The following is a 26,886-nucleotide window of genomic DNA, read 5'->3' on the forward strand; positions in this document are numbered from 1 at the left end:
CCCGGCGGCGGGCAAATCAACAGGCGGGGGCCAGCCCGCCCAGGTGCTTAGAGCACCGGATTGACGTTGGTCAAGGCGATCTCCGTCAACTTATGATCGGTCTGGCCTTCTTCGTCCAGCGTCTGCTGGAGCAGATCGGCCACGTCGTCATAGTTCAGGTGCTGCGCGAACGAGCGGGCAGCGCCGTAGGCGGCGATCTCATAGTGCTCGACCCGCTGCGCCGCGGCAATCAATGCCGCGTCCTTTACCTGCGGGTCGCCGTCGGCCTTGATCAGGGCATCGCCTTCCTCCAGGATGCCCTTGATGCCATCGCAAGTCTCGCGTTCGGGTTCCATATCGAGCATTTCAAAGCATTGCTCGATGCGGCGCTTCTGGCCTTGCGTCACCCGAAGATGCTCGCGAAAGGCGGCCTTGAGCTGAGGATCGCTGGCGGCTTCTTCCATCTCCGGCAGCGCCTCGATTAACCTCGATTCCACGTCATAGAGGTCCTTGAGTTCCTCGACAAGCAGGTCTTCCATGCTGTCGAGCGACTTCATTCCGCTCTTGAGATATCCCGTGATGGACATAATTCAACTCCTTACACCTTGGGGCCGCGCCCGCGCGTCAACCCCAGGATCAGGGCCACGATGAACACGACCACGAAAATCCAGAACAGGATCTGCGCGATCGTCGCGGCGCCGGCGGCAATGCCGCCAAAACCGAAGATCGCAGCCACGATGGCGATAATCAGAAACACCAAAGCCCAATACAACATAGGTCACCTTCCTTTACGGCTGTTAACCATTAACGATGGACCCCCCGTTGGGGTGCAATACCTGGCCGGTGATAAACGACGCGTCGTCACTGGCCAGGAAGACGAAGCACGGCGCCACTTCGTCGGGCTGCCCCGGACGCTTCATGGGCGCCGACTGTCCGAACGTCTCCGTCTTCTCTTCCTCGAACGTCGAGGGAATCAGCGGCGTCCAGATCGGACCGGGCGCCACCGCGTTGACGCGGATCTTGCGATCCACCAGCGACAACGCCAGCGATCGCGTAAACGACACGATCGCCCCCTTGGTCGACGAATAATCCAGCAACTGCCTGTTGCCCTGGTACGCCGTCACGCTGGTGGTGTTGACGATGGCCGAACCCTCCGGCAGGTGCGGCAACGCCTCGCGGGTCAGGTAGAACATCCCGAAGATGTTCGTCCGGAACGTCCGCTGCAACTGCTCGTCGGTAATGTCCTCCAAGCGGTCCTGCGGGTGCTGCTCAGCCGCGTTGTTGATCAACACGTCCAGCCGTCCCAGTTCCTTGAGGGTCTGCTGGACCGCCCGCCTGCAGAAGGCGCTGTCGCCGATGTCGCCGCTGATGGTGATGCATCGCACCGACTGCGCCTCGACGAGGCGTTTGGCCTCGCGGGCGTCCTCGTGTTCGTCGAGGTACAGAACCGCCACGTCGGCGCCCTCCTTGGCGAAGGCGACGGCCGTCGCCCGCCCGATCCCGCTGTCGGCGCCGGTGATCATGACCACCTTGCCCTTCATGCGTCCGGCGGGGCGATAGTCGGCCGCTTCGGACCGGGGCTTTTCCTCCATCTGGCTCTGGCGCCCGGGCGGCTGGTCCTGCGGTTTTCGCCCCTTCGCCGGCGGGCGCCCGCCTTTCTTCTTTTTCACGTCGCTCTTGGCCATATCCGTTTCCCCTTCACGAGCCGATCACTACCGCAACGACTCAATCGGGTGCGGCCCGAGGATCTCCAATCGGTACTCATCGCTGTTCTGCTCAATGACGTCGCGGCTGGGGACCGACTCGGCGTTCACCGTTTCCTGGAACTGGATATAGGTCTCAGGCGCGTCGTCACCGGAAACGATCTTCTCGCGGTTGGTCGTCAGGTGAACCTGCTCGGCCAGCACGTTCCGCACGTAGGCCTTGTTGGACTCGAAGATCACCAGGTCGTCGGGCATCTCGTCGGGCAGGATCTCAGCCGGGTCCATCTTGCCCTGCTCCTTGAGCATTTCGCATGCGCGGTGCAGGTGGTCGATCTCGCAATCCAGGTGGAACTGCCACATCTTCTTGATGCGCTTGTCGGTCTCGCTCTGGAGGCACGAGTAGTAGAGGAAGACCTCGTTGTACTCGTGCATGACCGCTCGGGCCCACCAGCTCTCCGTCGGGTCGGCCAGCGATTCGTAGTGCGAAACGTGCTGCTCTTCGATTTGGGCGATCTCCAGGTACAACCCGCGCCCCAGGCGGTCCACCGGGCGGTTGCCGATGTTCATGTACAGGTTCATCGTCTGCTGCTCGGCCGCCACGATCGTCAGAATGTGCAGCTTGGTCAGGAAGTCGACCTTCTTGCCGTTGGCCGGCGTGCGGATCGTGTCAAACGGGTGCTGGTGCTCGACCTCGGTCGGACGTCCGGGAAATACCTCCGTCAGGTCGTCGCCGATGATGGCTACCGCGTCGCCGCCTTCGGTCATCGCGTACAGGTTCGCGTAGCGGTACAGATGATCGAAATCCTCCAGCAGCGCGTAGTCCAAGGCGGCCTTGACGTGCGGGTTGGGCTCGGTCTTGGCCAGCCAGCTCGTCAGGTCGACAGCCACCTGCTCGAAACCCAGGGTGACCTCAATATTGGTCTGATCGCCGGGGATGAGCCAGTTGACCATTTTCTGCTGCTGCTGCTCGACGCGCCGGGTGGCGGCGAGTTTGCGACGGATATCCATGTCGTCGCAGTGCCGGGCGAACTGGTGCTTGAAGATTGCCCCCTCAACCTCGATCCCGTTCATCAAGATCACCCGCGTACGCGTGTATGGATGCACCTCGAACCGGTCGAACGGTTTGACGTTGGCCTCATCCCAACTGAGAAACTGCTTTTCCAGCGGGATCCCTTTCTCCCCTAAAGGTTGAAAGCCCATGGTATTTCCCCTCTTTCTTGGCCGGACAGTTTTCATGCGTCCACGGTGGCCGCACAAAATCTTAGGGCCTGGCGCAATAGCATTTCAATTGCGCCCGGCGCAGCAGACCGCTGATTTGGCAGTCAAATTAGACCCTACGCCAGGTCGCCGCGGCCGATGAGGCGCAGCAGACCGTCGAGGATCGTCAGGGGATGCGGTGGGCAACCCGGAATGAACAAGTCCACCGGCACCACTTCGGACGCCCCGCCGCAGACCTCGTCGTGACCGGCGTACGCGCCGCCGGAGATCGCGCAGGCGCCGACGGCGATGACGATCCTCGGCTCGGCCAGCGCCTGGTACGTCTTGAGCAGCGCCAAACGCATGTTGGCCGTGACCGGACCGGTGATCAGCAGGGCGTCAGCGTGGCGCGGCGAGGCGACGAACGAAATGCCGAAGCGCCCCATGTCCCACGCGGGCGTGCCCAGCACGTTGCAGTCGGCTTCGCAGGCGTTGCACCCGCCCGCCGACACCTGCCGCAGCTTGAGCGATCGCCCGAACACCTTGCGGGCCCGCTCGACCAGGGCGGGGGCAAAAGCCTCGCTGCCGGAGCCCACCAGCAGATCCTCGCGCGACGCGGCCGCCAGGCGGTACTCGCCGCTGAACTTGACAGCCGCATTGGGGCAGGCGTTCTCGCACGCTCGGCAGAAGAGGCATTTGCCGGTATCAATCCGCAGCGACGCCTTGCCTTCGATCATCTGCGGCTGAAGCGCGCCGCTGGGGCACAGGTCGCCGCACCCGGCACAGGCGCCGCCGGTGCATGTGGGCGAGATCACCGGCCGACCCGCGAAGCGGTCCGGCAGGACCGGCGCCGGTCCGGCGGGGTATTTCATCGTGCGATGCTTCTGAGCAAGTCGTTCTCGTATCACGCGCAGCACGGGCTACCTCACAGATCGTGTCCGCAGTAGGACAGATTAAAGCTCTTGTTGCACAGGGGAAAGTCGCTGATCTGCTGGTCGCGCAACGCCATCGCCAGGCCGAACCAGTTGTGGAACGACGGGTCGACGACCTTGTACGCGGCGATGCGACCCTGGGCGTCAGTGGCCATCGCGTGACAAATCTCGCCCCGCCAGCCTTCCACCAGCGTCACGACCATCTTGCCCGTGGCCGCCGCCCCCGGCTCGTTGGCCGGCGCGCCGGCGGGCAAGGCCCGGAGCTGGTCTCGCACGAACTCGAACGACCGCTGGATTTCCTGCCACCGCACGTACGCGCGGGCGAAACAGTCGCCGCTGTGCCAGGTCGCCACCGGCAGCGTCGCGAAGCGGTAGATGCCGTACGCGTGGTTGAACCGCACGTCGCGCTCGAGCCCGCAGGCGCGGGCGGCGGGTCCCACCAGGCCGATCTGCTCTGCCGTCTCGGCGCTGACCGCGCCGGTGCCCTCGAACCGAGCCAGGACCGACGGGGCCTCGAACATCAACTCGACCGCTGAGCGAACATCTTTCTCCACAGCCTCAAGCAAGGCGAGCATGGCGTCGGCCCGCTCGTGGTCCAGGTCCCACGCGACCCCGCCGGGGCGGATGAGCCCGCGCCCGAAGCGGTTGCCGCAGATGGCGGCCGTCAGATTCAACAGGTCGCCACGGAGGCGCCCGCAATAATTCTGCGTGGGCAGGAACCCCACATCGCCGGCCAGGGCGCCCAGGTCGCCGACGTGGTTGGCCAGGCGTTCAAGCTCGGCGGCGATTCCTCGGATGGCCTGGGCGCGCGGGGGCACGTGGGTGCTTGTGAGCGATTCCATCGCCCGGCAGTACGCCAGCATGTGCCCGACGGTGGTGTCGCCGGCGAGGGTCTCGATGTAGTGCCGCGTGCGCGGGCCGGGGCGGGCGACCAGCGCCCGCTCGATGCCGCGGTGCTGGTAACCCAGCGAAATCTCCAGGTGGTAGACCGTCTCGCCCAGGCACTGGAACCGGAAGTGCCCCGGCTCGATCACGCCGGCATGCACCGGGCCCACGGCCACCTCATGCACCTCCTCGCCCTGCATGTGGAAACAATCCGGAGCGGGAGCGGGGACGACACTGACAGACTCCGCGACAGAGCAAGAGCGGGCAGGAGAAAAGCGGATCGGTTTGAGCCAGGGGTGGCCGATCGGTTCAACGCCCCATTGCTCGAAGATCTCGCGTTCGAACCAGTGCGCTTGCGGACAATCCGGCGTCAGCGACGGGTATGCCCGCTCGGCGTCGGCGGCGATCACGCCCAACTCGGAGCGGTTGTCGAAGGCCAGCACGCAGATGAGGCGCACGCGCTCGGGTGGCGTGGCCGCCGTCTTCCCGCCGTCACGTCCCAGATCTGTCCCAAAAAACGAGGCGATGCGCGCGCCGGATTCCACCTGCGTGAGGATGGTCTCACGCAGGTCGTCAATGCTCACCAGCGGGACGCCGCTGGCGTCGAAGCACTCGCCGTTGCGGATTCTCAACAGAGGGTTGGCGTTCATCAGTGGCCTCCCGCGGCGCGCTGCAGCAGTGCGCCCAGCCAGGGCGGCATGTAGACCCCCAGCGTCAGGGCCGCTATGCACAAGACTGCCGGCGGCGCAATGGACCAGAACGGCTCACGCCGGACTGCAAGTGTCTCTGACGTGCCCGCGCCAAACACCATCGGCAGGATGATGCGCGCCATGGCCGCGAACGCCACGCCCAGCGCCGCCAGGTACGCCGCGGCCACGAAATATCGATGGTCCGCCAGCAGACCCTGAAGGATCGCCAATTCGCTCATGAACGACCCGAACGGCGGAAAGCCCGCCACGGCCAGCAGTCCGGCCAGCCACAGCACGCCGCCTGCGGGGTTGCTCTGGAGCAGCCCCTGCACCTGCGGGCAGCTCTTGGTGCGATACGACGCCAGGATGTTGCCGGCCACCAGGAACAGCATGGCCTTGATCAGCGAGTGGTTGACGGCGTGGAACATGCCTCCGACGGCCGCGGCGCCGCCGGCGCCGACGCCCAGGGCGATGATGCCCATGTTCTCGACGCTCGAATACGCCAGCATTCGTTTGAAGTCGACCTGGTGGATGATGAAGATCGCCGCCAGAGCCATCGACACCAGGCCCAGCAGCACCAGCAGCGAGCCGCTGAACTCGCCCAGGCCCGCCGCCGACGTGATGGCGTGCATGCGGAGTATCGCCAGCAAGGCGCAGTTGAGCAGCGCCCCCGACAGCAGCGCCGAGACCAGCGAGGGCGCCTCGCTGTGCGCGTCGGGCAGCCACGTGTGCATCGGCGCCAGGCCCATCTTCGTGCCGTAGCCGACCAGGCAGAGGATGAATGCGGCCTTGAGCCACGTCGGGTCGAGTGCGGCCGCGTGGGCGATCATCGACTCCATGGTCAGGTGCGCGTCCTGTCCCGCTCCGGCGACGGCCAAAAAGAAGTTGCCCAGCATCGCCAGGGCGATTCCGACCGAGCAGATCAGCAGGTACTTCCAGGTGGCCTCGAGGCTGCGGTGGTGGCGGTGGAAGTAGATCAGCGGGGCGCTGGCCAGGGTAGTGGTCTCGACGGCGACCCAGAGCAGTCCCAGGTTGCGGCTGACGGCGACCAGGCTCATCGCCGCCAGGAAGATCAGCAGGCAGGCAGTGAAGGCGGCCTGGGGGCTGTTGGTGAAGAGGAAGCCTTCCTGGTAGTCGGTCAGTTCTTCATCGCCCTGGCTGCGGAGATATCCGGCGGCGTAAAACGCGGCCGCCAGGAACAGCGCGGTGGTGATGCTCAGGAACAGCAAACCGGTGGCGTCAAGTGCGAGCCAGCCCGCGGCTGTGGGGGCCGGTTGCCAAACCCAGCACGAGGCGACCATCGCCGCCTGCGCGATGGCCGTGGTCACCAGCAGGCCGCGTCGCAGGCGGTGACGGCGCAGGATCGCACAGACCCCTCCGCTCAGCGCCGGCAGCAACAGGATGGCCCAGATCACGCCTCTACTCCTTCAGGGCCGACAGCTTGTCGGTGTCTATGTGGTCAAACTCGCGGCTGATGTGGTAGATCGCGATGCCCATCACCAGCACCGCCACCAGCACGTCCAGCAGAACGGCCATCGCCACCAGCAGCGTCTCGTTGACGGCGAAGGCCATTCCGAATGCGTTGATCCCGTTTTCCATCGTCAGGTAGCCCAGCACCTGCGTGACGGCTTTCTTGCGGCAGATGATCAGGAACAGGCCGGTGACGGCCGTGAACAGCGCCGCCGGCAGCAGCAGGCCGTTGGACGTGTCGCCCGGGACAGGCAGCGATGAGGCCACCAGCAGGCACAGGCCCAGCAGGGCCACGCCCAGCAGCAGCGAGAGATTGAACCCGACCAGCGGCTCGATCTCGCGGGACGCGCCCGACTCCCGCACCGCACGCCGCAGCAGCCACGGCAGCAGCACCGCCTTGATCACAACGCTCAGAATCACGATCAGACCGATCTGCCAATGCAGGTGCGGCCAGTTGATCGCCACGGCCGTGGCGCCGAACAGCACCGCCTGCGCCGCGACCGTCTGGATGCACGCGGCGATGCGGCTGCTGCCCAGCAGACGGAAGTTCAGCAGCATCAACAGAACGATCAGGATGTAAAGAATCGCCGGCATCGTCACCTCAGCACCAGCACCAGCGCCAGCAGCGAGAGCACCACGGCCGCCAGAAGCAGTTGGGGCACGCGCAGCATCCGCAGACGCGCCATGCCCGATTCCACCAGCCCTGCCGCCACGGCGATCGCGACCACGCCGGCGGCGCCCACCAACAGATCGCAGGCGGGCCAGGCGGTGCGGATCGGGATGGCGATGCTCGATAGCACCGCCGCGTACGCCCAGAGCTTCAGGGCCGCGCCGTATTGGATCGCCGCCAGGTCCGGACCGCCGTGATCGAGCACCATCACCTCGTGAACCATCGTCAGTTCCAGGTGCGTGTTCGGGTCGTCAAAGGGAATGCGGGAGTTTTCGGCCAGCAGCACGATGAAGACCGCTGCGGCCACCAGCAGCAGCGCCGCGGCCGCCAGAGGCGGCAGGGACGCCGGCGACAGCTCGGCCAGGATCGCACTGAGGGAGAGCTTGCCCGTCAGTGCCGCCAGCGACGCCAGCCCCAGCAGCATTGCCGGTTCGGCCAGGGCGGCGAACTGCACCTCGCGGCTGGCGCCCATGCCCTCGAACGCCGAGCCGGTGTCGAGAGCGGCCAGCACCGTTGCCAGTCGCATCAGCCCCAGCATGTACGCCAGGAGCACCAGGTCGCCACTGAAGGACGCCACCGCCGCAAGTCCGCCCAGCGGCACCACCAGCAGCGCGACGATCACCGCCGCCAGGCCCACCAGCGGGCCGGCGCGGAAGACCCACGTCGTGGTCTCGCTGTAGACGGCGCCTTTGCGCAGAAGCTTGGCCAGGTCATAGTACAACTGCAGCAGCGGCTGACCGGTCCGCCCGCCGATCTTGGCCTTGACGCGGTTGACGATGCCCAGCAGCAGCGGAGCGCCCGCCAGCGCCATCGCCAGATGAATCAGCGAGTAAAGCGTCATGGGCGGCCCCCCAGCTTCCATGCCAGCAGCACCAGCACCGTCAGGGCCACGTAGAGAACGTAAAGCTGGTTGCGCCCCTGCTGCACCCACTTGAGCCGCCCGCCCAGCCAGCCCACGGCCATGAACGCCGGCCGAAACGCCCGCCGCATGAACGGGTCCTCGGTGCGAGTCTGGGCCGAGGCCGACTGCGGCAGCAGCCCCTGCGGGCGCTCGATCGTATCCTTCGTCCCCAGCAGCGCCCGGAACATCGCCACCAGCGGCATGGCAAACGACGACGCCGTGTACTGCATGCGCGCGTCCGGGGCAGCGTAACCGCAGTCCCACGTGACGCCCTTGGCCACGCTGCGGCCCTTAAGCACTCGCCGACGAAGCAGCGCCAGGACGATCACCAGCACGATGAAAGCCGCACCCGCCGCACTGATCCACCACAAGGCCTGCAATGCCTCCGGCGGACGCGGAGCCGCGGCCAGTCCCAGCACACTACCACGCAGCGAAGCGACTATCAGCGGCTGGCACAATCCCATCACCACGCACAGCCCCGCCAGAATGATCATCGGCACGCGCATCGACGCCGGCGCTTCGTGCGCGGCCGCCGCCTCTTCGCTGCGGGGCGAGCCCAGAAACACGATCCCGAACGCCTTGGCAAAGCACGCCACCGCAAGCCCGCCGATCATTGCCAGCGAACCGATTGCCGCCACGGCCGCCCACGCCACGCCGCCTTCCAGCGCCGACAGCGAAGCGACGTAGAGGCAGAACTCGCCCACGAACCCGTTCAGCGGCGGCAGCCCGCAAATCGCTGCCGAGGCGATCAAGAACATCGTGGCCGTCGTGCCCATGCGTTTCATCAAACCGCCCAAGCGGTTGATCTCACGCGTGCCTGTGGCGTGCAGCACGGCCCCGGCCCCCATGAACAGCAGCGACTTGAACATCGCGTGATTAAGCACATGCAGCAGCGCGCCCGCAAAGCCAAGCACGGCCATCGTGTCATTGCCGCTGCTGCGGCCGATCAGGCCGATGCCGATGCCCAGCGTGATGATCCCGACGTTCTCGACGCTCGAATACGCCAGCAGGCGCTTGAGATCGTTTTGCGCCAACGCCAGCAGAATGCCCATCACGCCCGAGACCGCCCCGACAGCCACCAGCGTAACGCCCCACCACATCGGCGGCGGACCGAGGACCTCAAGCATCCGCAGCAGACCGTAGATGCCCGTCTTGCTCATCACGCCGCTCATAACCGCCGTCACGTGCGACGGGGCAGCGGGATAGGTTTCGGGCAACCACGCGTGCAGCGGCAGGAATCCGGCCTTGGTGCCAAAGCCGATCACCGCCAGCAGAAAGATCACACCCGCGCCGGCCGCGTGCGGGTCCATCGCGTCGAACTCCATAGAGCCGCCGCGCCCGCAGAGCAGGAACATCACCAGCAGAAACGCCGTCCCCAGGTGCGTGGCGACCAGATACGTCCACCCCGCCCGCACCACCTCCGGGCGATGGTGGTCGAACATCACCAGCAGGAACGACGTCAGCGACATCGCCTCCCACGCCACCAGAAACAGCACCGCGTTGCGCGCCGTCACCACGACCCCCAAGGACGCAAACAGCAGCAAATAAAAACACCAGCACGAGCCCAGGTGCGCCCGCCCGGGCCGCAGGTAGCCACTGGCGTACACCCCCGCCAAGGCGCAGACCAAGCTGATCAAAGACAGGAACAGACCGCTCAGACCGTCCATCGCCACGTGGAGCGAGCCCATCGGCACGCTCCAGGGAAGGTTCAAATCCCACTGCTGGCCGATGAAGCCCGCTATCCCGCAAACCAGACCCGCTGCCCCGGCGATTACCGCCACAGCCGCGCCGACAGTGTTGGCCGATGCGCGACGGCCCAGGAAAAGGCATATCGGCGCCCCCGCCGCCAGCACTGCCATGAAGATGATGTAGATAACCATCGTGTCGCCTCTACGCATCCACTGCGGCGACGGCCGATGGGTCGCTCTTTTCCAGCAGCGACGCCTGGAGCAAAAGCTCGTCGCGCGAGGCGCAATCCCTGACCGCCTGGGCAAAGGCCCCCTCGCGCAGACTGAACGACAGCTTCGACAGCAGGCTCAGATGCGCCTTGATGGTCGGGCTGACGATCGTGAACAGCGTATGGACCGGCTTGTGGTCGATCGCCCCGAAGTCCACCGGCGTCTCCAGGAAGCACAGCGAGATCATCGGCCGCGGGATGTGCATCACGATCGGGTTGCGCACGTGCGGGATCGCCAGCCCCTCGCCGATGCCTGTCGAGCCCAGCGACTCGCGGGCCAGCAGCACCTGCAGCAGGAACTCGCGGTCGACATCTTCGCCCAGGGGCATGATCTCGACGACGCTGCGAAGCACCGCCGTCTTGTCCGAACCGCCCACGCGGTAGAACACCCCGCCGGCCCTTAGCGCCTCGTGCAGGCTGGGTATGTCGCCGCCCTCATCCTCTCTAAGGATGTCCGGCGAGACGCCCAGCCGCTGCGACGTGGCCCACTCCAGCAGCTCGGCGCGGCTGAAGCGGTGTTGGTCTCCGACGCGATACGCCGGAAGCTTTCGCTGCGAAATCCAGCGATAGATCGTCTTTTCCGATACGCTCAACAGCGCGGCAGCGTCTCGTACGCCTAGTTTCATGGTGCATCCTTTTGTCCCGAACGTTGGACATTCCTGGACAAGGTTGGACAATTTACCACCTAAATTAAAGCCAGTCAAGAATGTGGAATCGAAAAAGTGGCACAGTCCTTCTGTCAATGCCGCGAGCAGCAGGGGCAGGTGCCGCGGTGTTCCTTCTTGCGCGGACCAATCCGGGCGAAGGGGATCGGCTCAAAGCCACTCAGGTGGTTGAAGACCGGCGCGTCGGCCCTGAGGCACAGGTCGCGATTTTCGGCATCCACAAAGCCTGGATCGGCGTCGGTTGCCCAGTTGTCCGAGACATCGGAGACCTGCGTGAACTCCTTGGCCACCCAGATCGGCGCCGTCTTGTACAGCACGTTATTGCGGAAGACGTTGTGCTTAGGCCAAGCCGGCTCGTCATCGAGGATCCTGGCCAGCAGCGGGAATCGCGTCGACCACGGCGGCGTCGTATGCGGGACCGTCGCGAGGTTGTTCCGCAGGTCGTTGCCTTCCTCGGCAAAGTGCGGCGTCCAGTTCAGCGCGCGGCTGTCGAGCTGCGTATGCACCGGGCAGTCTGCCACGATGTTGTTGGTCAGCACGTTTTGCCGCCCGCCGCCGATGAGAAAGCCGCGCTGCACCTTGTAGATGATGTTGCCGTGGATGGTCACGCCGCCGCCCAGGTCGTCGACATAGATCGCCACCGCCCCGACCGGGCCCAGGCCGCTGATATCATGCACGAAGTTGTACCGCACGATGCATCCGCCCATCGCCCAGTCGCGGCCGGTGCCGATGACGCCCACGTCGCCGGTCTCGCCGCAGACGGAGTGAATCTCGTTGTACTCGATGATCAGATCGTTGCCGTGGTACTGCACGACCGTGTGCGGACCGTCGTGCAGAAGATTGTGCGCCGCCCGCATCCCCACGCCGCGGATCTGGATCGCCGGGGCGTAAGTCCGCTGCAGGCGGCTGAAATGGTGCATATGGCAGTTGGTGATCTGATGCCCTGCCGGCGTGAGAGTCCGGCGGTCGCCGGCGACGGCGTGCATGCCGAACGTGCCGGTGTACGAAATTTCGCAGCCGTCGACGTGATGGTCGACTCCGCCGCCGACTTGCACCCCGCTGTGGCCGACGTTGCGGATCGTGCATTCGCTGATCGCCACGCCCCGCCCGCCGACGATCTCGACGCCGTGGCCGCGACCACCTTCGATCGTCAGGCCCTCCAGACGCACGTGACTGACGGCGTGCAGCGAGACGATCGGCGCCTTGAGCGTCGAGAGCACGCACGAGCCTTCGCCGAAGGGACCAGCGGGGTAGAAATAGAGCAGCCCGCGCCGCGCGTCGAGGTAGTACTCGCCGGGGGCGGAGAGTTCTTCCAGCAGATTGTGTACGAAGTACCGCCGATGGCCGTCAGAGTTGAAGCCGTACGTCGTCGGGGCAGCGAAGCGGATGATGCGGTTTTGCGTGTCGATGGACTCGATGCGCATCGTGTCGTAGGACCAGTCGTAGCACCAGTACCCGCTGGCCCAGACGCCTTCGTCGAGCTTCCAGCGGCAGGGCCGCTCCCCCTCGTACACGAAACCGCCGGGCTTTGCCGGCCGACCCGGCATGCGCGTGTCGTCCTCGGGATCGACCACCTTGACGATCTTCGACCACCCCTCCTTGGGCCACCGCGCCACCACGGCCGGCGCGCCGTCGACAAACAGTTCCATCGCTCCAAACGCCCCTTGGGAGTAATCCGCCCAGGGCTCGATGCCGCCCACGCCCAGCGCGCCCAGGTCCGCCACCAGCACGTGCGGCGCTGCCGCCGGCTCCAGCCTCGCCAGCGTCCGCGGATCGGACACCGGCTTGAACGCCGCCGGCGGAATCACCACCCCGCCCACCAGCCGCGCCGTCTCGCCCTCATACGAGCGATAGGTCACCGGCGCGTCAGCCGTCCCTGAATCGTCAGCCGTCAGTGAAAAAGACTCGCCAAGGCAGTAAATCCCCCCTCGCAGGAACACGCACGTCCCGCCAGGCTGCTTGAGCTGCCGCACAGCCGCGGCAGCGCGAGCAAGAGTGGCAAACGGCGACTCGATCGTTCCAGAGTTGGCATCATTGCCAGCAGGTGAAACAAAGAAAGCGGTCATACCTGTATCCTTTCAAGAATCCTGAGGGCCTCCAAGGCTGCAGCCCGGGCGCCGGCAGATTATACCACCCCCTTGGCTGGCTGCTGTTTTTGCCCGACAATAACGGATCGCCTGTGTCACCGTGGAGCCATGGTCCCTTAAGACGGCCGTGGCTGTCTTCCTGCGCGCACAACGGAGTTGTGCGATACGCGAGGCGGCGTGGCGGGTTTATCATGTCCAGCGAAAGGATTTTCAACATGAAGAGCATGATCGTGATTTGCGTGATTGCGGCGATGGCGACGGCGGCGGTGGCGGCTGACGCTGCGGCGCCGACGAGCCCGGGCAACACCGCGCCTTGGAGCGAGAAGAACTTCGTCAACCCACCGCTGAAGTGCATGGAGCGGTATCTGCGGTTTGACGCGTTCCCGATAGCGGCTTGGTGCTTCCACGGCGACCGGCAGAAGGACCCCAAACGCCGCCAGCCGTACGACGAGTCGTACTGCGAACGGGCCAAGGCCGCCGGGTTCACCGTTTTGATCGACGACGACCGGATGCTCGAGCCTTGCCTCAAGACGAACATGCGGTTGATCGTCCCGACGTTCCGCGTCACGCCCGAGCATCTGGCAGAACGGTTCTTCAACAAGGCCGGCGTCGGCGACCATCCGGCGCTGCTGGGCTTCGTCATGGACGACGACTGCGAGGGATATCGCGGACAAGTGATGCGCACCGCGACCGCGCTGAAAGGCACCCACCCGCACCTGGCGGCGTTCATCTCGAAGTATCCCACCGCCAACCCGCGCAACGACACCGACTGCCGCATCCTGGCGACCATGAACTACCAGTTCATGAAGGGCAAGGGCGGCGCCTGGTCGCGCATCCGCTACTACGCCGAAATGGAGTACGAGCGGGAAGTCTGCAACAAGGGCAGCCTGGCGATGTGGCCGATCATCTTCGGTCACTCCTACAGCGAGCATCGCTTCAGCATCACGGCCGGCCTGGCGTACGGCGCCCAGGGATTCATCTACTTCGCCTACCTGCCCCACAAGCTGCAGTGGATGATCCCCGAACGCCTCGACTTCCACAAGAACTCCGGCGACATCCAGAACTACGCGTGGAAAGTGGTCGGCCGCCATCTCTGGGGCACGCGAAGCCTGGGCGTGTACCACACCGACTTCCAGGGAGATACTCACAAGAGCGCCCTGAAGTGCGGGCCGGATCAACCCATCCGCGAGATGGACGATGCCCTTTTTGCCGGCGTACACGTCGTCGAGAGCCGCATGGGCGCCAAGGATGCCAAGACCAACCCGGACTACGTCATGGTCGGCGACAAACGCGCCATCCGCGTGGGCGACGACCCGCCGCTGCGGAAGACCTGGGTGGCGTTGGGCCAGACGATCCCACTGGTCGAGATTCTCGACCGCGACGCCATGGACCCCAAGGCCCCGCGCAAGTTCTGCCCCGGACGCTACGTGGCCGTGGAACTCAAAGGCGGCGACGGCGTCCTCCTGCGGGCTAACCCCGCCGACATCGACAAGGCCCTGGGCGCCGATGCCGCCAAGGCCCTGCTCGCCTTCGCCGCTGAACTGGCCAAAGTCAACGCCGGCGACGCCAAGGCCTGCGACGCCGCCAAGGCCCAGTCGCAGAAAGTCCAAGCCGCCCTCACCGCGGCTGTGACCGACAAGAAGATCGAATCCGCCCAGCGCGACGCGGTCATGAAGTGCATCACGGCGGCGATCGAAGGGCTGCGGACGCCCCCGGCGCCGGCACCGGCGCCCCAGGCGAAGAAGCAGGGATAGCCCGCGTTACAGGATCAACATCGCGTCGCCGTAAGAGAAGAAGCGGTACTTCTCCCGCACGGCTTGCTGATACGCCTGGCGGATCATCCCCACGCCGTCGGTCGAGCCGGGGCTGCAGAATGCCGCCACCAGCATCAGCAGCGTGCTGCGGGGGAGATGAAAGTTCGTGATCAGCGCGTCGACGGCGCGAAACACGGCTGGCGGATAGATGAAGATGTCCGTCCATCCGCTGCCGCTGACGAAAAGGGGGCATGGGGCGGCCTGTCGGGCTGAACTCTCGCCCGCACCCCCCGCCGCGTTGGCTGACGCGATCGTCTCCAGCACGCGGACGGAGGTGGTGCCCACGGCCACGATGCGTCCGCCAGCGGCGCGGGCGGCGTTGAGCCGTTCGGCGGCGGGGGCGGAAAGCTCGTACCACTCGCTGTGCATCTGGTGGTCGGCGAGGCGGTCGGCCTTGACCGGGGCAAAGGTGCCCACGCCCACGTGCAGCGTCACGCGGACGACGTCGACGCCCATGCCGGCCAACTCGGCCAGAAGCTCCTGCGTGAAGTGCAGCCCCGCCGTCGGGGCGGCCACCGCGCCGTCGCGGCGGGCATAGACGGTCTGGTACCGCAGGCGGTCCTGCTGGTCGTCGCAGCGGCCGTCGCGGCGAATGTACGGGGGCAAGGGAACCGTCCCGGCGCGGGCGAGGATTCCGCCGGCGGCCTCAGACGTGGACGTGGCGACCTGCCAGTGTCCCTGCCCGAGGTTGCGTTGGAGCGTCAGCGAAATATCTTCGGCGTTTTCCAGAACAAGAACCTCGCCGATGCGGCATCGCCCGGCGCCTTTAAGGAGCACTTGCCACTGCCGGGGCTGGCTCTGGTGGAGAAAGAGCCCCTCGATGCGCCCCCGCGACGCGCGGCGGCAGAAGAACCGCGCCGCCAGCACGCGCGTGTCGTTGACCACCAGCACGTCGCCGCGACGAAGGAATCGCGGCAGATCGGCAAAGCTACAGCCGCTGAGGCCGCCCCGCGGGCGGTCGAGCACCATCATGCGCGACTGCCCCCTCTGCGGCGGGGGAAACTGCGCGATCAGATCGGGCGGCAGAGCGTAGTCGAAATCATTTGTACAGAGCGCTTCCACAGGTGATTTACCTAGGTGTTTCCTAGGTGCTTTCTCCTATCATTTCCCAAATCTCCTAACAGCGACCGCAACAGTCTACCTTGCGGTAACTTTTTAACAACTAGAAGGTTACCATCTTCGTCCAACGCTTATCCACAAATTGTTCACAGCCGCGGCCTAGTCATCCGATAGAAGCTAGGGCGCCCTTGTTGGCAGGTTTCTTTAATGCCCCCAAAACACGCAATCGAGTTCGTGGCTTCGCTGCAGACGCTGGACCGCTGCGAGTTGATCCGGCTGCTGCGGGGCATCCAATGCGATTTTGACATGGACTTCACCGACGATTTCCTGAACAGCATCAGCGTCGAGCGACTCCGCCACATCCTGACAGCCGCCAGTCTTCACGCCACCAACCTCGGCCCGCATAGTCAGGCCGGCACATCGTAGCTTTTCGGCGGCGTCGCGGCGGCGCCCTTTCCGACGACGGCGATGCCCAACTTGTCGGCCAGCGCCAGCGTTGCGGGCTTGTCGACGATGAGCGTCTTTCCGGCCTCGACGACCAGGCAGGCGCACTTGGCGTCTCGCAGGTTTCGGATGGTGCTTGGGCCGACGGTGGGCACGTCGAACCGCATGTCCTGCTTGGGCCGGGCAACCTTGACCATGATCCACTTGCCCTTGCGGCAGACGCGCCCCGCTCGGCGGATCATCGCGTCGGTGCCCTCCATCGCCTCGACGGCGATGATGTCGCGCTCCTTGACGGCGATGCTCTGGCCGATGTCCAGGTCCGCGCTGGCGCGGGCGATGTACCAACCAAAGTCCACGTCGGCCGCCACGCCGCCGGGCAGCGGTTTGTGCGTCATCAGCCCTTCGTCGGCCAGATGCTCCTGGCAGTATTTCACGCTGGACACCAGTTCGATTCCTTCGCTTCGCAGTTCGTCGGCCACCGAAAGCAGCACGGCGTTGTCGCGTTTGTCTTTGCGCAGCCGCAGGTACCATATCTTAGCCGAGCGGATATCGGGAACATACCGCAAAAGCCTCAGCGGGGTGTAGATGGCCTGCTTCTTGACCCCGCCGACCATGACCGCCTCGTGAACGCCATGCTTCTTGAAAAAGCGGATCCATTCCCCCGCGCGAACAATCCCCACCCAACTGAAATTATCCGATAATCCCTTGAGCCGCACCGACGCCAGGCTGGAAAAGCCTATCGTGATCAGGGGTCGACCGGTGGCGATGATCCCGTTGGCCACCAGGAACGGCAGGCGTCCGCTTCCAGCGATCAATCCCACGGGCTCGCGTTTGAGGTCGGTGTCCATCGGCATGCTCAACTGCTCAACCGCCCGTCGGTGAGGCGAAAGATGCTGTCGGCCTGCTGGGCGAGATTGTTGTCGTGCGTGACCATGAGGATCGTCTGTCCGTGCTGGCGGTTGAAGTCCTTGAGCACCGAGATGATCTGCTTTCCGGTGACGCTGTCGAGGTTTCCGGTGGGTTCGTCGGCCAGCAGCACCTTGGGGTTGTTGATCAGCGCTCGGGCGATGGCGACGCGCTGGCGTTCGCCGCCGGAGAGCTCGCGCGGGCGGTGGCGCAGGCGCTGGGCCAAGCCCAGCGACTCGAGCAATTCTGCCGCGCGCGTCCGGGCGGCGCGGCGCCGCCGCGGCCAGGACAGAATCGGGCTGTCCACCTTCACCGGCAGCAGCACGTTCTCGACGATGTTCAACTCGGGCACGAGATGGTAGAACTGGAAGACGAAGCCGACGTCGCGGCAGCGCACCAGGTTGCGCCCGGCCGCGGGCAGTTTCGCCGCGTCGATGCCGTCGAGCCAGATCGAGCCGCCCTCGGGCTTGTCCAGCAGCCCGATCAGGTGCAGCAGCGTGCTCTTGCCGCTGCCCGAGGCGCCGACCACCACGGCGAACTCGCCCTTGCAAACCTGCACGTCCACCCCGCGCAGCACCCGAAGCGTCGAGCGCCCCATGCGGTAGCTCTTGGTCAGCCCTTGCGCCTTGATCGCCAGGTCACTCATAGCGCAGGGCCTCCACCGGCTGCATACGCGCCGCCCGCACCGCCGGAATCAGCGCCCCGATCAGCCCGGCCACTATCGCCCCGGCGATGATCCAGACCGCGGCAGACCAGTCCAGCTCGTTGGGGATCTTCTCGAACATGAACGTCTCGCGGTCCCAGACGCGGAACCCGAACACCGCGTCGGTCCAGTCCTGCACGGGGTTGATGTTCCTGACGAACAGCCACCCGAGAACAGCCCCCAGCACCGAGCCGATCAGGCCGATGATCGCCCCGTAGCCGAAGAAAATGCCCGCCACGCCCCACGACGAACCGCCCACGGCCTTGACGATCCCGATGTCGGCTGTCTTCTGCACCACGATCACGTACAAAATCACCACGATCAGCAGCACCGAAACGCCCCACATGATGCTGTTCATCACGATCGCCAGCGTGCGCTGCTGCTGGATGGGCCCGATGACGTGCCGCTGCAACTGCCGCCACGTCACGATTGAAACGTCGGCCGACATCGCCCGGCGCGGGTCCGCCGAGAAAGTCTTCCAGAGGTCCTGGATCTTGCCCGCAACGTCCTGAAGCATTTCTTCTTCCGAGGGGCGTCCGCGCCACCACGGCCGCGAGGCCATGAGCGCCGAGGGCTTCCACTGATCCAGGTCGACCTTGAAGTGGATCTGCGAGCAGCGAGGCGGCACGACCATCCGCGTGGGGTCCTCGGCGGAGTGCTCGGCGGCCATGTTGTTCATCGCCTGGAGCGTCTCGAAGGGAATGTACACGAACTTCGAGTCGATGCTCGAGACGTCGCTGCGGTTGTCGTCGACGATGGTGAAGTCGGCCATCTGCACTTCGGGCAAAGCCGTCCCGGTCGCCTTGCCCAACGGCAGCATCAGCAGCGAGATCTTGTTTCCCGGCACGACGTGGCGGATCGTCTCGCCGTTGGAGGAGCGGAACGACAGCCCGCCGATGCCCAGTCCCAGAACCACGCGGTGGGCCTCGTCGCCCATCAGGTACTCTTGCGTCAGTGCCAGGCAGGTGTCCAGGGCGTCGACCGTCTCGACAGTGGGCAGGCCGTCCCCGGAGCGTTTGAGTTCGTCCTTGAGAGCGGGCATCTTGGCCGCGACCGCCTTGTTCGTGCGCAGAAAATCCTCGGCCGCCAGCCTATCCAGCAGCACCAGGGCTTCACCGAGGGCGGCGGTGGTGGAGGCGGCGGGGCCTTTGTCCCGGGCCTGAGCCAGTTCCTTGTACAGGCTCGCCCGCTGCTGGCGGTACTTCTGGGTATTGAGGATGCACCGCTGAGCGCGGCGGCGGAAGATCGAGGTCGTCTGGATCCGTTCGGCCATCGCCTGCGCGCGGAGGATCTCGTGCATCTGCGATTCAGTCAGGTCGTCAGCCGTCTTCTGCGGCAGGGTGCTGAGCCAGTCCATGTCATCGCCGCTGACCGGCGGCGAGGCGTCCAGCAGCGTGTCCAGGCGACGGCGCTGGATGGGCAGAAGTTTGTTCCGGTCGGTCCTCAGGGCGTAGACCTTGAGCAGCTCGCGCTGGCGGATCGAGGCCACCCAGTCGTCGTCCTGCTTGATCCGTTCCAGCAGCAGTTTCGCCGGCGGATCGAACGTCGGGCGATCGACGCCGGCCTGGAAATACAGCCCCTGCTCGAAGTCCGACACGTCGACGCGCTGGGGCAGGCGGATTCCGGCGATCTGGATCGTCTGGCGGAAATCGGTGCCCGGCACCGGCAGAAGACCGTACGCGAGAATGAACGGCGAACCGGCTTTGACCTCGGGCACCTTGGCCGTCACCTCGGAAATGAACTCGTCGTAGTACGCCATTCCGGAGACGCCGCCGGCCTCGACGACCACGTCGCCGAAAAGCCCCTTGGCCGCCCGCTCGATCTTCCACAGGAACCCGCTCATGACGCTGACGCTGACGAGCATCAGAAATACGCACGCCATGACGCCCAGCACCGCCAGAATGGCCAGCGCCTTGCTTCGCAGGTAGGTCAGGAGTAGGTGGAGTTTGTACATGGTCTAAAAAGAAAATCCGAAATTCGAAATCCGAAATACGAAACAAACAACAAACAGCGAAAAAACAAAAGCAAGGACCAAATGAACGCACACATAAAGTACGTCCGCTGTCGCGGCGAGTCCAGCGAGCCACCCTTGCCTGCTGTTTCCTATTGTTCCTTGTTTCTTGCTTCTCATTGTTGTTTGTTTCGAATTTCGAATTTGGGATTTCGAATTTGTTTCTCAGCTTCTCAACAGCGGAAACAAAACCACATCCCTGATGCTCTGCCGATTCGTCAGCAGCATCACCACTCGATCGATCCCGATCCCCAGGCCGCCGGCTGGGGGCATGCCGTGGCGCAGGGCGGTGACGAAATCTTCGTCCATCTGCCGCATGGCCGCGCCGTCGCCTTCGCCCTTGACCTGCTGGAGGAAGTTGGCTTCCTGAATCGCCGGGTCGTTGAGTTCAGTATACGCGTTGCCGATCTCCATTCCCGCGATGAACACCTCGAACCGCAGGGCGATGGTCGCGTCGTCCGGTTTGCGGCGCGTCAGCGGGCAGATCTCGGCGGGGTAGTCCTTCACGAACAGCGGCGCGGTCATTTTGGCCATCGCCGGCTCGACGGTAGCCTCGAAGACCTCGTTGATCACCACCGCGTCGTCCTTGTTGGACTCCTGCAGGCACAGCTCGCGCGCCTTGGCGCGCACGGCGGCCGAATCGCGCATCGCCACGCCGGCATATTGCTGCAGCAGGTCGCCGTAGGTCGCGCGCGGCCAGGGACGCGTCAGGTCCAGCGTCGTCTCGCCGTAGGGAATCTTGAGCCCGCCGGCGACTTTTTCAGCCGCCGTGGCGATCAGATCTTCGGTGATCTCCATCATGACTTCGTAGTCGGCGTACGCCTCGTAGAGTTCCATCATCGTGAACTCAGGATTGTGCCGCGTGTCGATTCCCTCGTTGCGGAAGTTGCGCCCGATCTCGAAGACCTTCTGCATTCCGCCCACCAGCAGGCGCTTGAGGTAGAGTTCCGGGCTGATGCGCAGGAACAGGTCCGCGTCGAGGGTGTTGTGGTGCGTCGTGAACGGCCGCGCCGCCCCGCCGCCGTAGATCGGCTGCAGGATCGGCGTCTCGACCTCGGCGTATCCGCGGGCAGCCAGCTTGGCGCGAATGTGGTTGATGATCGCCACGCGCTTCTGAAAAACGGCCATCGAGTCCGGGTTGGCCGCCAGGTCCAGGTATCGCTGGCGGTAGCGCGTCTCGGTGTCGGTGAGGCCGTGGAACTTCTCGGGCATCGGCTCGAGGCTCTTGCACAGCAGCGTCAGGCGCTTGGCCCAGACGGTGATCTCGCCGGTCTTGGTGCGTTGCAGCGGCCCCGCGGCCGCCACGATGTCGCCCAGGTCCAGCAGCTTGGCCAGGGCCCAGCTTTTTTCGTCCAGGTCATTCTTTCGCAGGGCGATCTGCATCTGCCCGCTCTGGTCGCGCAGGTGGGCGAAGATCATCTTGCCCATGTCGCGAAACAGCACGACGCGCCCCGCCACGTCGGCGGCTTGGCCTTCCAGGGCGTGACCTTCAGCGTCTTCCTTATACCCTTCCAGGACGGCCGTGACCGGCGCAGCGGTGTCATACCGCCAACCGTAGGGGTCGATGCCCAACTCGCGAACCTTGTCGAGGTTGGCCTGCCTGTCTGCCTGCACTTTTTCCAGCATGAATGGACTTTCCAGAAGACCCGCGGATACCGGCGTTACACGGATGGTACATGATCCCCCATCGCCCGCGCGGCGTCAAGCGCCGGGGAGCTGTGAGCAGTGAGAATGAACCGACCCGGCCGCCATGGCACCCGGCGCGCGTTCATCCCGCTCACCACTCACAACACACAACTCACAACTGCATCACGCCCCGACCAACTCAAACATGCACCCGTGCGGCAGGTGCTGGGCTTTCACGGGCAGGTTCTCATTGATGTACCGCGTCAGCGTGACCATGCCGGGCTCTTCGCTGGTGCCGTGGTTGACGCGGATAACCGGATGGCCGTCGTCGCGGGCCATCTGGATGCCCGCCCAGTAGCACGAACCGTCGTCGCAGACGACCGAGCAGTCGCAGCCCATCGAGCGGTACGTGTTGATGTCGCACCCACAGCCGGTGCCCACGCCGATCTTGCTGACGGTCTGCTGCAGGTCGCCGGTGACCTGCACGCGCGGCTCGCCGATGGTCGCACAGCGATTGGCCACGTGCGCGGCAAAAGCGCCCAGCGTTGTCGGGGCGATATCGTGGCGGTGCAGATAGTTGTCGGCCCCGAACGCCACGGGCTTGTCGCCCAGTTGCAGGAACTGCCCCCACGCCGACGGGATGCCGATCGCCGGCCAACGGTCCCACGTGTCGTGCAGGCGCACGATGTTGAGGCCGCTGCCTTTGATGAACGCCAGCTTCTCCTGGACGATCTTGTACTCGGGCGGGTGGATCTCCGGGCGGTCGTCGTGATGGCAGTAGAACGTCGGCTCGTGGGCGACCAGCAGCTTGACACCCTGCTTGACCGCCTCGCGCACGTGGGCGAAGCTGGGCATCCAGGTGACCAGGCAGCGGTCGACGTCGGCCTCAGCGTCGCCGGCGATCACGCGGTCGACGGTGTGTTCGCGATTGATCCAGTCGGCGCGGGAAAGAAAGTGTTCCAGGAAGTCTTTGACTTTCATTGTGGTTCCTTTACATCGGGTATGCGCCGATGGTACAGGGAAAGACGGAATGATGGAATATTGGAATGACGGAATATTGGATATGGACTCGCAATGACAAACCCAGTATTCCATTATTCCATCATTCCTACCTGCCAAAGGAGCCGGCATGAGTGTTCGCATCGAGATCTTGCCCAACCAGACCAAACACCGCATCAGTCCTTACATCGAGGGGCAATTCATCGAGCATCTGGGCGGGTGCATCTATGACGGCATCTGGGTGGGCGAGGGGTCCGACATCCCCAACGACGGCGGGATCCGCCTGGACACTCTCGATGCCATGCGCAAGATCGCCCCGCCGGTGGTGCGATGGCCGGGCGGGCAGTGGGCTGACAATTACCACTGGGCCGACGGGATCGGCCCGCGCGACGCTCGGCCGGTGCGGCAGAACCTGGGCTGGAACGCCATCGAGAGCAACCAGTTCGGTACGCACGAGTTCATGCGGTTCTGCGAGCTGCTGGGCCCGGCGACGCAAAAATATCTCTGCTGCAACCTGGGCACCGGCACGGTGGAAGAAGCCCGAAGTTGGGCCGAGTACTGCAACTGCGCCGCCGATACCACGCTCACGCGCCAGCGGGCGGCCAACGGGCACCCCGCGCCGTTCAACGTGATGTTCTGGGGCCTGGGCAACGAGGCCAACTACGCCCTCGACGGGCTGATGGGCGCTGCCCAGTACGCCCTGAGCGTGCGGCGGTTCGCGGGGTACGTCAAGATGTTTGCCTCGCAGGCACAGTTGCCCTGGAGCAAGAACATCAACGACGCCAGGACCGTGCTGGCCCTGATGCCCGGCTGGCTCGATCCGTTCTTCAGTTCGATCCCCGAAGGCGAGCGCGACACCGTCATGTGCTTCTGCGACTTGCTGGCGTACCACTTCTACGCCGGCGGCGATGCAACCGCCGACGACCCGCCGGCCACCAAGCACCTCAAGTTCATCGCCTCGCTGGAAGGCATGGAGACCAACCTGAAGCTGTACACAGAATATGCGGTGAAGTACACGCGCGATTATCACAGCGTCGACATCGCCGTGGACGAGTGGGGCCTGTGGCGAAAGGAAGCCGACATCACCGCCGGCCTCGGTCAGCCCTCGGACATGTGCGACGCTCTTTTCGCCGCGGCTGTGCTGCACGTGTTCCACCGTTTTGAGAAGGTGGCCATGGCCAACCTGGCCCAGACGATGAACGTGCTGCATTCGCTGATCTTCACGCAAGGCGAGAAGTTCTACTGCTCGCCGAGCTATCACGTCTTCGAGATGCTCCGCGGCCACCGCGGCGGCCAGGTGCTCGATACGCGCGTCGACTTCCCGCCGGCGCTGACGTTGCCCGGCGGTAAAACCCGCGCCGCCCTATCCGTCTCGGCGACAAAGAGCGACGATGGCATCCTGCTCTCGCTGCTGAACCTCAGCCCCGACACTGAAATGAAAGTGGACCTGGCCATTCCCGACGCCGCGCGATGGAGCGTCAAGCAGATGCGCCGCCTCGGCGGCGCCGGCCTTGATGCCGCCAACACCTTCGCCCGCCCCACCGCGGTAATGCCGGCCGACCTGCCCGCCCCCGCGCCGGCGGATGTGGTTTGTCTCTCGCTACCGGCCGCATCAGTGACCGTGCTGCGACTGAACGCATAAGCACAGCTTGTTTAGTTAGCGGTCGAGCTTGCTCGGCGCGGCTTTTCGAAAACGCGCGGGGCAAGCCCCGCCGCTAACTTGCAGCTATTCTCCCGCTCCGCGCTTCGAACTTCGATCTTCGAACTTCGAACTCTTTTCCGGCCGCAGGAAGACCCGGTAGAGGTACGCGTTGTACAGCAGCATGACCGGGACGAGCGGGCCGATGCCGATGAGCATAAAGACCAGCGTCTCGCGCGAGGCGGCGGCCTGGGGGACGGTGACCGACGGCGGAATCGCGTACGGGTACATCACCGTGATGCCGCCGGCCAGCGTCAGCACGAACGCCAGCAGGCTCAGATAGAACGGCCAGCGGGTGCGCTTGCGAAAGAAGGTCGTGACGATCAGCATCGCAAAGCCGAACGCCGCGCCGATCGCCAGGCCCGGCAGGAGGTACTGCGTGTCGCGGGCGATCCAGCTTTCGCGCACGCGCTGCTGAAGGAAGGGCATGGCCGCCGTGGCCGCCAGCGCCGCTACGGCCATCCCGATCGACGCGCCGATGAGCCATCGCCGCACGGGGGCGGCCAACGGTTCGTCGGCCCGCATCCGCAGGTAGGCGGCCCCGATGGTGACGTACCCCATGGTGACCGCCAGGGCGACCAGCGCAGAGAACCCGCTTGCCCAGTCCCACGTTCCGCCGACGAAAGCGGCATCAGCCACCGCCACGCCGCCCAGAAGCCCGCCGACGGTGAAACCCTGCCCGAGCACGGCCAACAGGCTGCCGGCGCCGAAGGCCCGCTCCCAGAGCGCCTTGCGGTTCGAGTGGGCGCCGAACTCGAACGAGACCGCGCGAAACGCCAAGCCGAAGATCATCACCGAGACGGGAATATAGAACGCATTGAGGGCCACGCTGTAGGCCACCGGGAACGCGCCGAACAGGGCGCCGCCGGCGACGACCAGCCAGGTCTCGTTGGCGTCCCAGATGGCGCCGATGTTGGACATCATCAGCGGGCGCAGGCGCCGGTCGCGCGTCAGCAACGACAGCACGCCCACGCCCAGATCAAACCCGTCCAGCACGACATACAGCGCGAGCATCAGCCCGATCAGGCCCGCCCAGATGTACGCGCCGGTGACCTGGTCCATCAGTGGCCCCCCGCCGCGGCGTCGTCATCGCCCCCGCCGGCGGTGTAGGAAAGCTCCAGCGTCTCGTCGGGGCCGCGGAGAATCACCCGCCGCGCCAGCACGATGAACGCGATCAGGATCGCGATGTAGATCGCCGTGTAACCCACCAGCGTCCAGGCGGCGTTGGCGGCCGAGATGTTCGAGACCCCGTGTTCGGTTCGCATGACGTTGTAGATGACCCACGGCTGGCGGCCGACCTCGCGCACCGCCCAGCCCAGGTCGGCGGCGATGAACCCCAGCGGGATCGACCACATCCACGCCCGCAGGAACCAGCGGCTTTTGCCCAGCCGCTCGACCGTCAGCCGCCCGCGAGCCCACTTGGCCAGCGACCAGAGCATCAGCGCGAACATGCTCATCCCGATGAGCACCATGAGTCTCAGGGCGTAGAACGGCAGGGCCACCGGCGGGCGGTCCCGCGGCGGGAACTCCTTCAGGCCCGTCACCGGGCCCGTCAGCGAACGATCCGTCATGAGGCTCAGCATGTAAGGCACGCGGATCTCCCAGGCGTTGCGCTCGTTGGCGGAATCCGGCCACGCCGCTACCGCCCACGACGCGCCGCTGCCGGGGGCGTTGGTCTGCCAGTGCGCCTCCATGGCCGCGGTCTTTGCAGGTTGGTATTTCGCCACGCCGCGACCGGACAGGTCGCCCAGGTAGATCTGCAGCGGCGTGATAATCGCGGCCGCAAGCACCACGCCCTTGAGGGCCTTGAGAAACGTTTCGCTCTGGCGTCCGGTGCTGATGAACCACGCGCAGATGCCGCCGATGAAGAACAGCGTCGTCGCCAGGCACGCCGCCAGCATGTGCGTGAATGAGTAGAACCACGAGGGGTTGAAGATCGCGGCGTAGTAGTCGACCGGCACGGCGCGCCCGTCGACCATCTCCGTTCCGGCCGGCGTCTGCATCCAGGCGTTGGCCGACATGATCCAGAACGCCGAGAGCGTCGCGCCGAAGGCCACCATGATCGTCGCGAACAGGTGCATGCCCTTGGAGATTCGGTTCCAGCCGAAGATCATGATGCCCAGAAACGCCGCTTCGAGCATGAACGACATGCTGGCCTCGAAGCCCAGGATGTTGCCGAAGAACCCGCCCCCCGCCCGCGAGAACAGCGCCCAGTTGGTGCCGAACTGAAACTCCAGCGGCAGGCCACTGGCCACCCCGACGCCGAAGCCCAGCAGGAACAACTTGCCCCAGAAATGCCGGTGGCGATAGAACGTCTCACGGCCGGTGATCATCCACGCCGCTTCCAGCGCCACCAGCCACCATGCCAGTCCGATCGTCAGCAGCGGCCAGAACATGTGGAACGACGTGGTGATAGCGAACTGCAGGCGAGACAGCGTCAGTGGATTGTAGAAGGTGTCCATAGTTAACCAATTAACGACTTCTTCCGTC

At 65.1% G+C, this 26,886-nt stretch carries 23 protein-coding genes; 3 read left to right on the forward strand and 20 right to left on the reverse strand.

Annotation, left to right across the window (positions count from 1 at the left end):
- Positions 1-47: 47 nt before the first annotated feature.
- From ABFD92_09880 to ABFD92_09935, 12 genes are all read right to left on the reverse strand, one after another.
- A complete protein-coding gene (locus tag ABFD92_09880; GenBank protein MEN6504837.1) occupies positions 48-566 on the reverse strand; it encodes a ferritin-like domain-containing protein in 519 nt (172 codons plus the stop codon).
- A gap of 11 nt (positions 567-577) precedes the next feature.
- Entirely contained in the window at positions 578-754 is a 177-nt protein-coding gene (locus ABFD92_09885) for a DUF1328 family protein (GenBank protein ID MEN6504838.1), read from the reverse strand.
- Positions 755-776: 22 nt separating this feature from the next.
- Positions 777-1,664 carry an SDR family oxidoreductase gene (locus ABFD92_09890; protein ID MEN6504839.1) on the reverse strand — a complete coding sequence of 296 codons (888 nt, stop codon included), beginning with the start codon at positions 1,662-1,664 and terminating at the stop codon, positions 777-779.
- 27 nt (positions 1,665-1,691) lie between these two features.
- On the reverse strand, positions 1,692-2,882 hold the full coding sequence (locus tag ABFD92_09895) for a hypothetical protein (protein ID MEN6504840.1): 1,191 nt from the start codon (positions 2,880-2,882) through the stop codon (positions 1,692-1,694).
- A 134-nt stretch (positions 2,883-3,016) separates the two neighbouring features.
- Complete coding sequence (locus tag ABFD92_09900) at positions 3,017-3,751, reverse strand: 4Fe-4S binding protein (protein ID MEN6504841.1); 735 nt, start codon at positions 3,749-3,751, stop codon at positions 3,017-3,019.
- A 53-nt stretch (positions 3,752-3,804) separates the two neighbouring features.
- Entirely contained in the window at positions 3,805-5,346 is a 1,542-nt protein-coding gene (locus ABFD92_09905; protein MEN6504842.1) for an NADH-quinone oxidoreductase subunit C, read from the reverse strand.
- Positions 5,346-6,800 (reverse strand): proton-conducting transporter membrane subunit, encoded by a 1,455-nt coding sequence (locus tag ABFD92_09910; protein MEN6504843.1) that lies wholly within the window; start codon positions 6,798-6,800, stop codon positions 5,346-5,348. Before ABFD92_09910 ends, ABFD92_09905 begins: the two co-directional genes overlap by 1 nt.
- Positions 6,801-6,804: 4 nt before the next feature.
- Entirely contained in the window at positions 6,805-7,449 is a 645-nt protein-coding gene (locus tag ABFD92_09915; protein ID MEN6504844.1) for an NADH-quinone oxidoreductase subunit K, read from the reverse strand.
- A gap of 2 nt (positions 7,450-7,451) precedes the next feature.
- The gene (locus ABFD92_09920) at positions 7,452-8,366 is read right to left on the reverse strand and encodes an NADH-quinone oxidoreductase subunit H (protein MEN6504845.1); all 915 of its coding nucleotides are present in this window, start codon (positions 8,364-8,366) and stop codon (positions 7,452-7,454) included.
- Positions 8,363-10,306: a proton-conducting transporter membrane subunit gene (locus ABFD92_09925; GenBank protein ID MEN6504846.1), complete on the reverse strand. Its 1,944-nt coding sequence runs from the start codon at positions 10,304-10,306 to the stop codon at positions 8,363-8,365. Before ABFD92_09925 ends, ABFD92_09920 begins: the two co-directional genes overlap by 4 nt.
- Before the next feature lie 10 nt (positions 10,307-10,316).
- Positions 10,317-11,009 (reverse strand): PTS sugar transporter subunit IIA, encoded by a 693-nt coding sequence (locus tag ABFD92_09930; GenBank protein ID MEN6504847.1) that lies wholly within the window; start codon positions 11,007-11,009, stop codon positions 10,317-10,319.
- 113 nt (positions 11,010-11,122) lie between these two features.
- Positions 11,123-13,114 (reverse strand): right-handed parallel beta-helix repeat-containing protein, encoded by a 1,992-nt coding sequence (locus ABFD92_09935; protein ID MEN6504848.1) that lies wholly within the window; start codon positions 13,112-13,114, stop codon positions 11,123-11,125.
- Between the two features lie 236 nt (positions 13,115-13,350).
- Here ABFD92_09935 and ABFD92_09940 point away from each other — a divergent pair, with 236 nt between their 5' ends.
- Positions 13,351-14,889 carry a hypothetical protein gene (locus ABFD92_09940; GenBank protein MEN6504849.1) on the forward strand — a complete coding sequence of 513 codons (1,539 nt, stop codon included), beginning with the start codon at positions 13,351-13,353 and terminating at the stop codon, positions 14,887-14,889.
- Positions 14,890-14,895: 6 nt separating this feature from the next.
- On the opposite strand, the gene queA is transcribed toward ABFD92_09940, so the two are convergent.
- Positions 14,896-16,011: a tRNA preQ1(34) S-adenosylmethionine ribosyltransferase-isomerase QueA gene (gene queA / locus ABFD92_09945; protein ID MEN6504850.1), complete on the reverse strand. Its 1,116-nt coding sequence runs from the start codon at positions 16,009-16,011 to the stop codon at positions 14,896-14,898.
- A gap of 204 nt (positions 16,012-16,215) precedes the next feature.
- Between queA and ABFD92_09950 the strand changes: the two genes are divergently transcribed.
- On the forward strand, positions 16,216-16,434 hold the full coding sequence (locus ABFD92_09950) for a hypothetical protein (protein ID MEN6504851.1): 219 nt from the start codon (positions 16,216-16,218) through the stop codon (positions 16,432-16,434).
- Here the strand turns inward: ABFD92_09950 and lpxI are convergent.
- The 5 genes from lpxI to ABFD92_09975 all read right to left on the reverse strand — a co-directional run bounded on the left by lpxI (position 16,416) and on the right by ABFD92_09975 (position 22,679).
- The gene (gene lpxI / locus ABFD92_09955; protein ID MEN6504852.1) at positions 16,416-17,306 is read right to left on the reverse strand and encodes a UDP-2,3-diacylglucosamine diphosphatase LpxI; all 891 of its coding nucleotides are present in this window, start codon (positions 17,304-17,306) and stop codon (positions 16,416-16,418) included. The two genes, ABFD92_09950 and lpxI, sit on opposite strands and share 19 nt — an antisense overlap.
- A gap of 2 nt (positions 17,307-17,308) precedes the next feature.
- Entirely contained in the window at positions 17,309-18,004 is a 696-nt protein-coding gene (locus tag ABFD92_09960; GenBank protein ID MEN6504853.1) for an ABC transporter ATP-binding protein, read from the reverse strand.
- Positions 17,997-20,015 carry an FtsX-like permease family protein gene (locus ABFD92_09965; protein MEN6504854.1) on the reverse strand — a complete coding sequence of 673 codons (2,019 nt, stop codon included), beginning with the start codon at positions 20,013-20,015 and terminating at the stop codon, positions 17,997-17,999. Before ABFD92_09965 ends, ABFD92_09960 begins: the two co-directional genes overlap by 8 nt.
- Before the next feature lie 222 nt (positions 20,016-20,237).
- Positions 20,238-21,698, reverse strand: coding sequence for a lysine--tRNA ligase (gene lysS / locus ABFD92_09970; GenBank protein ID MEN6504855.1), 1,461 nt, complete (start codon positions 21,696-21,698; stop codon positions 20,238-20,240).
- Positions 21,699-21,881: 183 nt separating this feature from the next.
- Positions 21,882-22,679: a Nif3-like dinuclear metal center hexameric protein gene (locus tag ABFD92_09975; GenBank protein MEN6504856.1), complete on the reverse strand. Its 798-nt coding sequence runs from the start codon at positions 22,677-22,679 to the stop codon at positions 21,882-21,884.
- A gap of 148 nt (positions 22,680-22,827) precedes the next feature.
- Between ABFD92_09975 and ABFD92_09980 the strand changes: the two genes are divergently transcribed.
- The gene (locus ABFD92_09980) at positions 22,828-24,339 is read left to right on the forward strand and encodes an alpha-L-arabinofuranosidase C-terminal domain-containing protein (protein ID MEN6504857.1); all 1,512 of its coding nucleotides are present in this window, start codon (positions 22,828-22,830) and stop codon (positions 24,337-24,339) included.
- A gap of 84 nt (positions 24,340-24,423) precedes the next feature.
- On the opposite strand, the gene ABFD92_09985 is transcribed toward ABFD92_09980, so the two are convergent.
- Entirely contained in the window at positions 24,424-25,458 is a 1,035-nt protein-coding gene (locus ABFD92_09985; protein MEN6504858.1) for a cytochrome d ubiquinol oxidase subunit II, read from the reverse strand.
- Positions 25,458-26,858 (reverse strand): cytochrome ubiquinol oxidase subunit I, encoded by a 1,401-nt coding sequence (locus ABFD92_09990; protein ID MEN6504859.1) that lies wholly within the window; start codon positions 26,856-26,858, stop codon positions 25,458-25,460. Before ABFD92_09990 ends, ABFD92_09985 begins: the two co-directional genes overlap by 1 nt.
- Between the last annotated feature and the right edge of the window lie 28 nt (positions 26,859-26,886).

The organism is Planctomycetaceae bacterium, assembly GCA_039680605.1.
GTDB lineage: Bacteria > Planctomycetota > Phycisphaerae > SM23-33 > SM23-33 > JAJFUU01.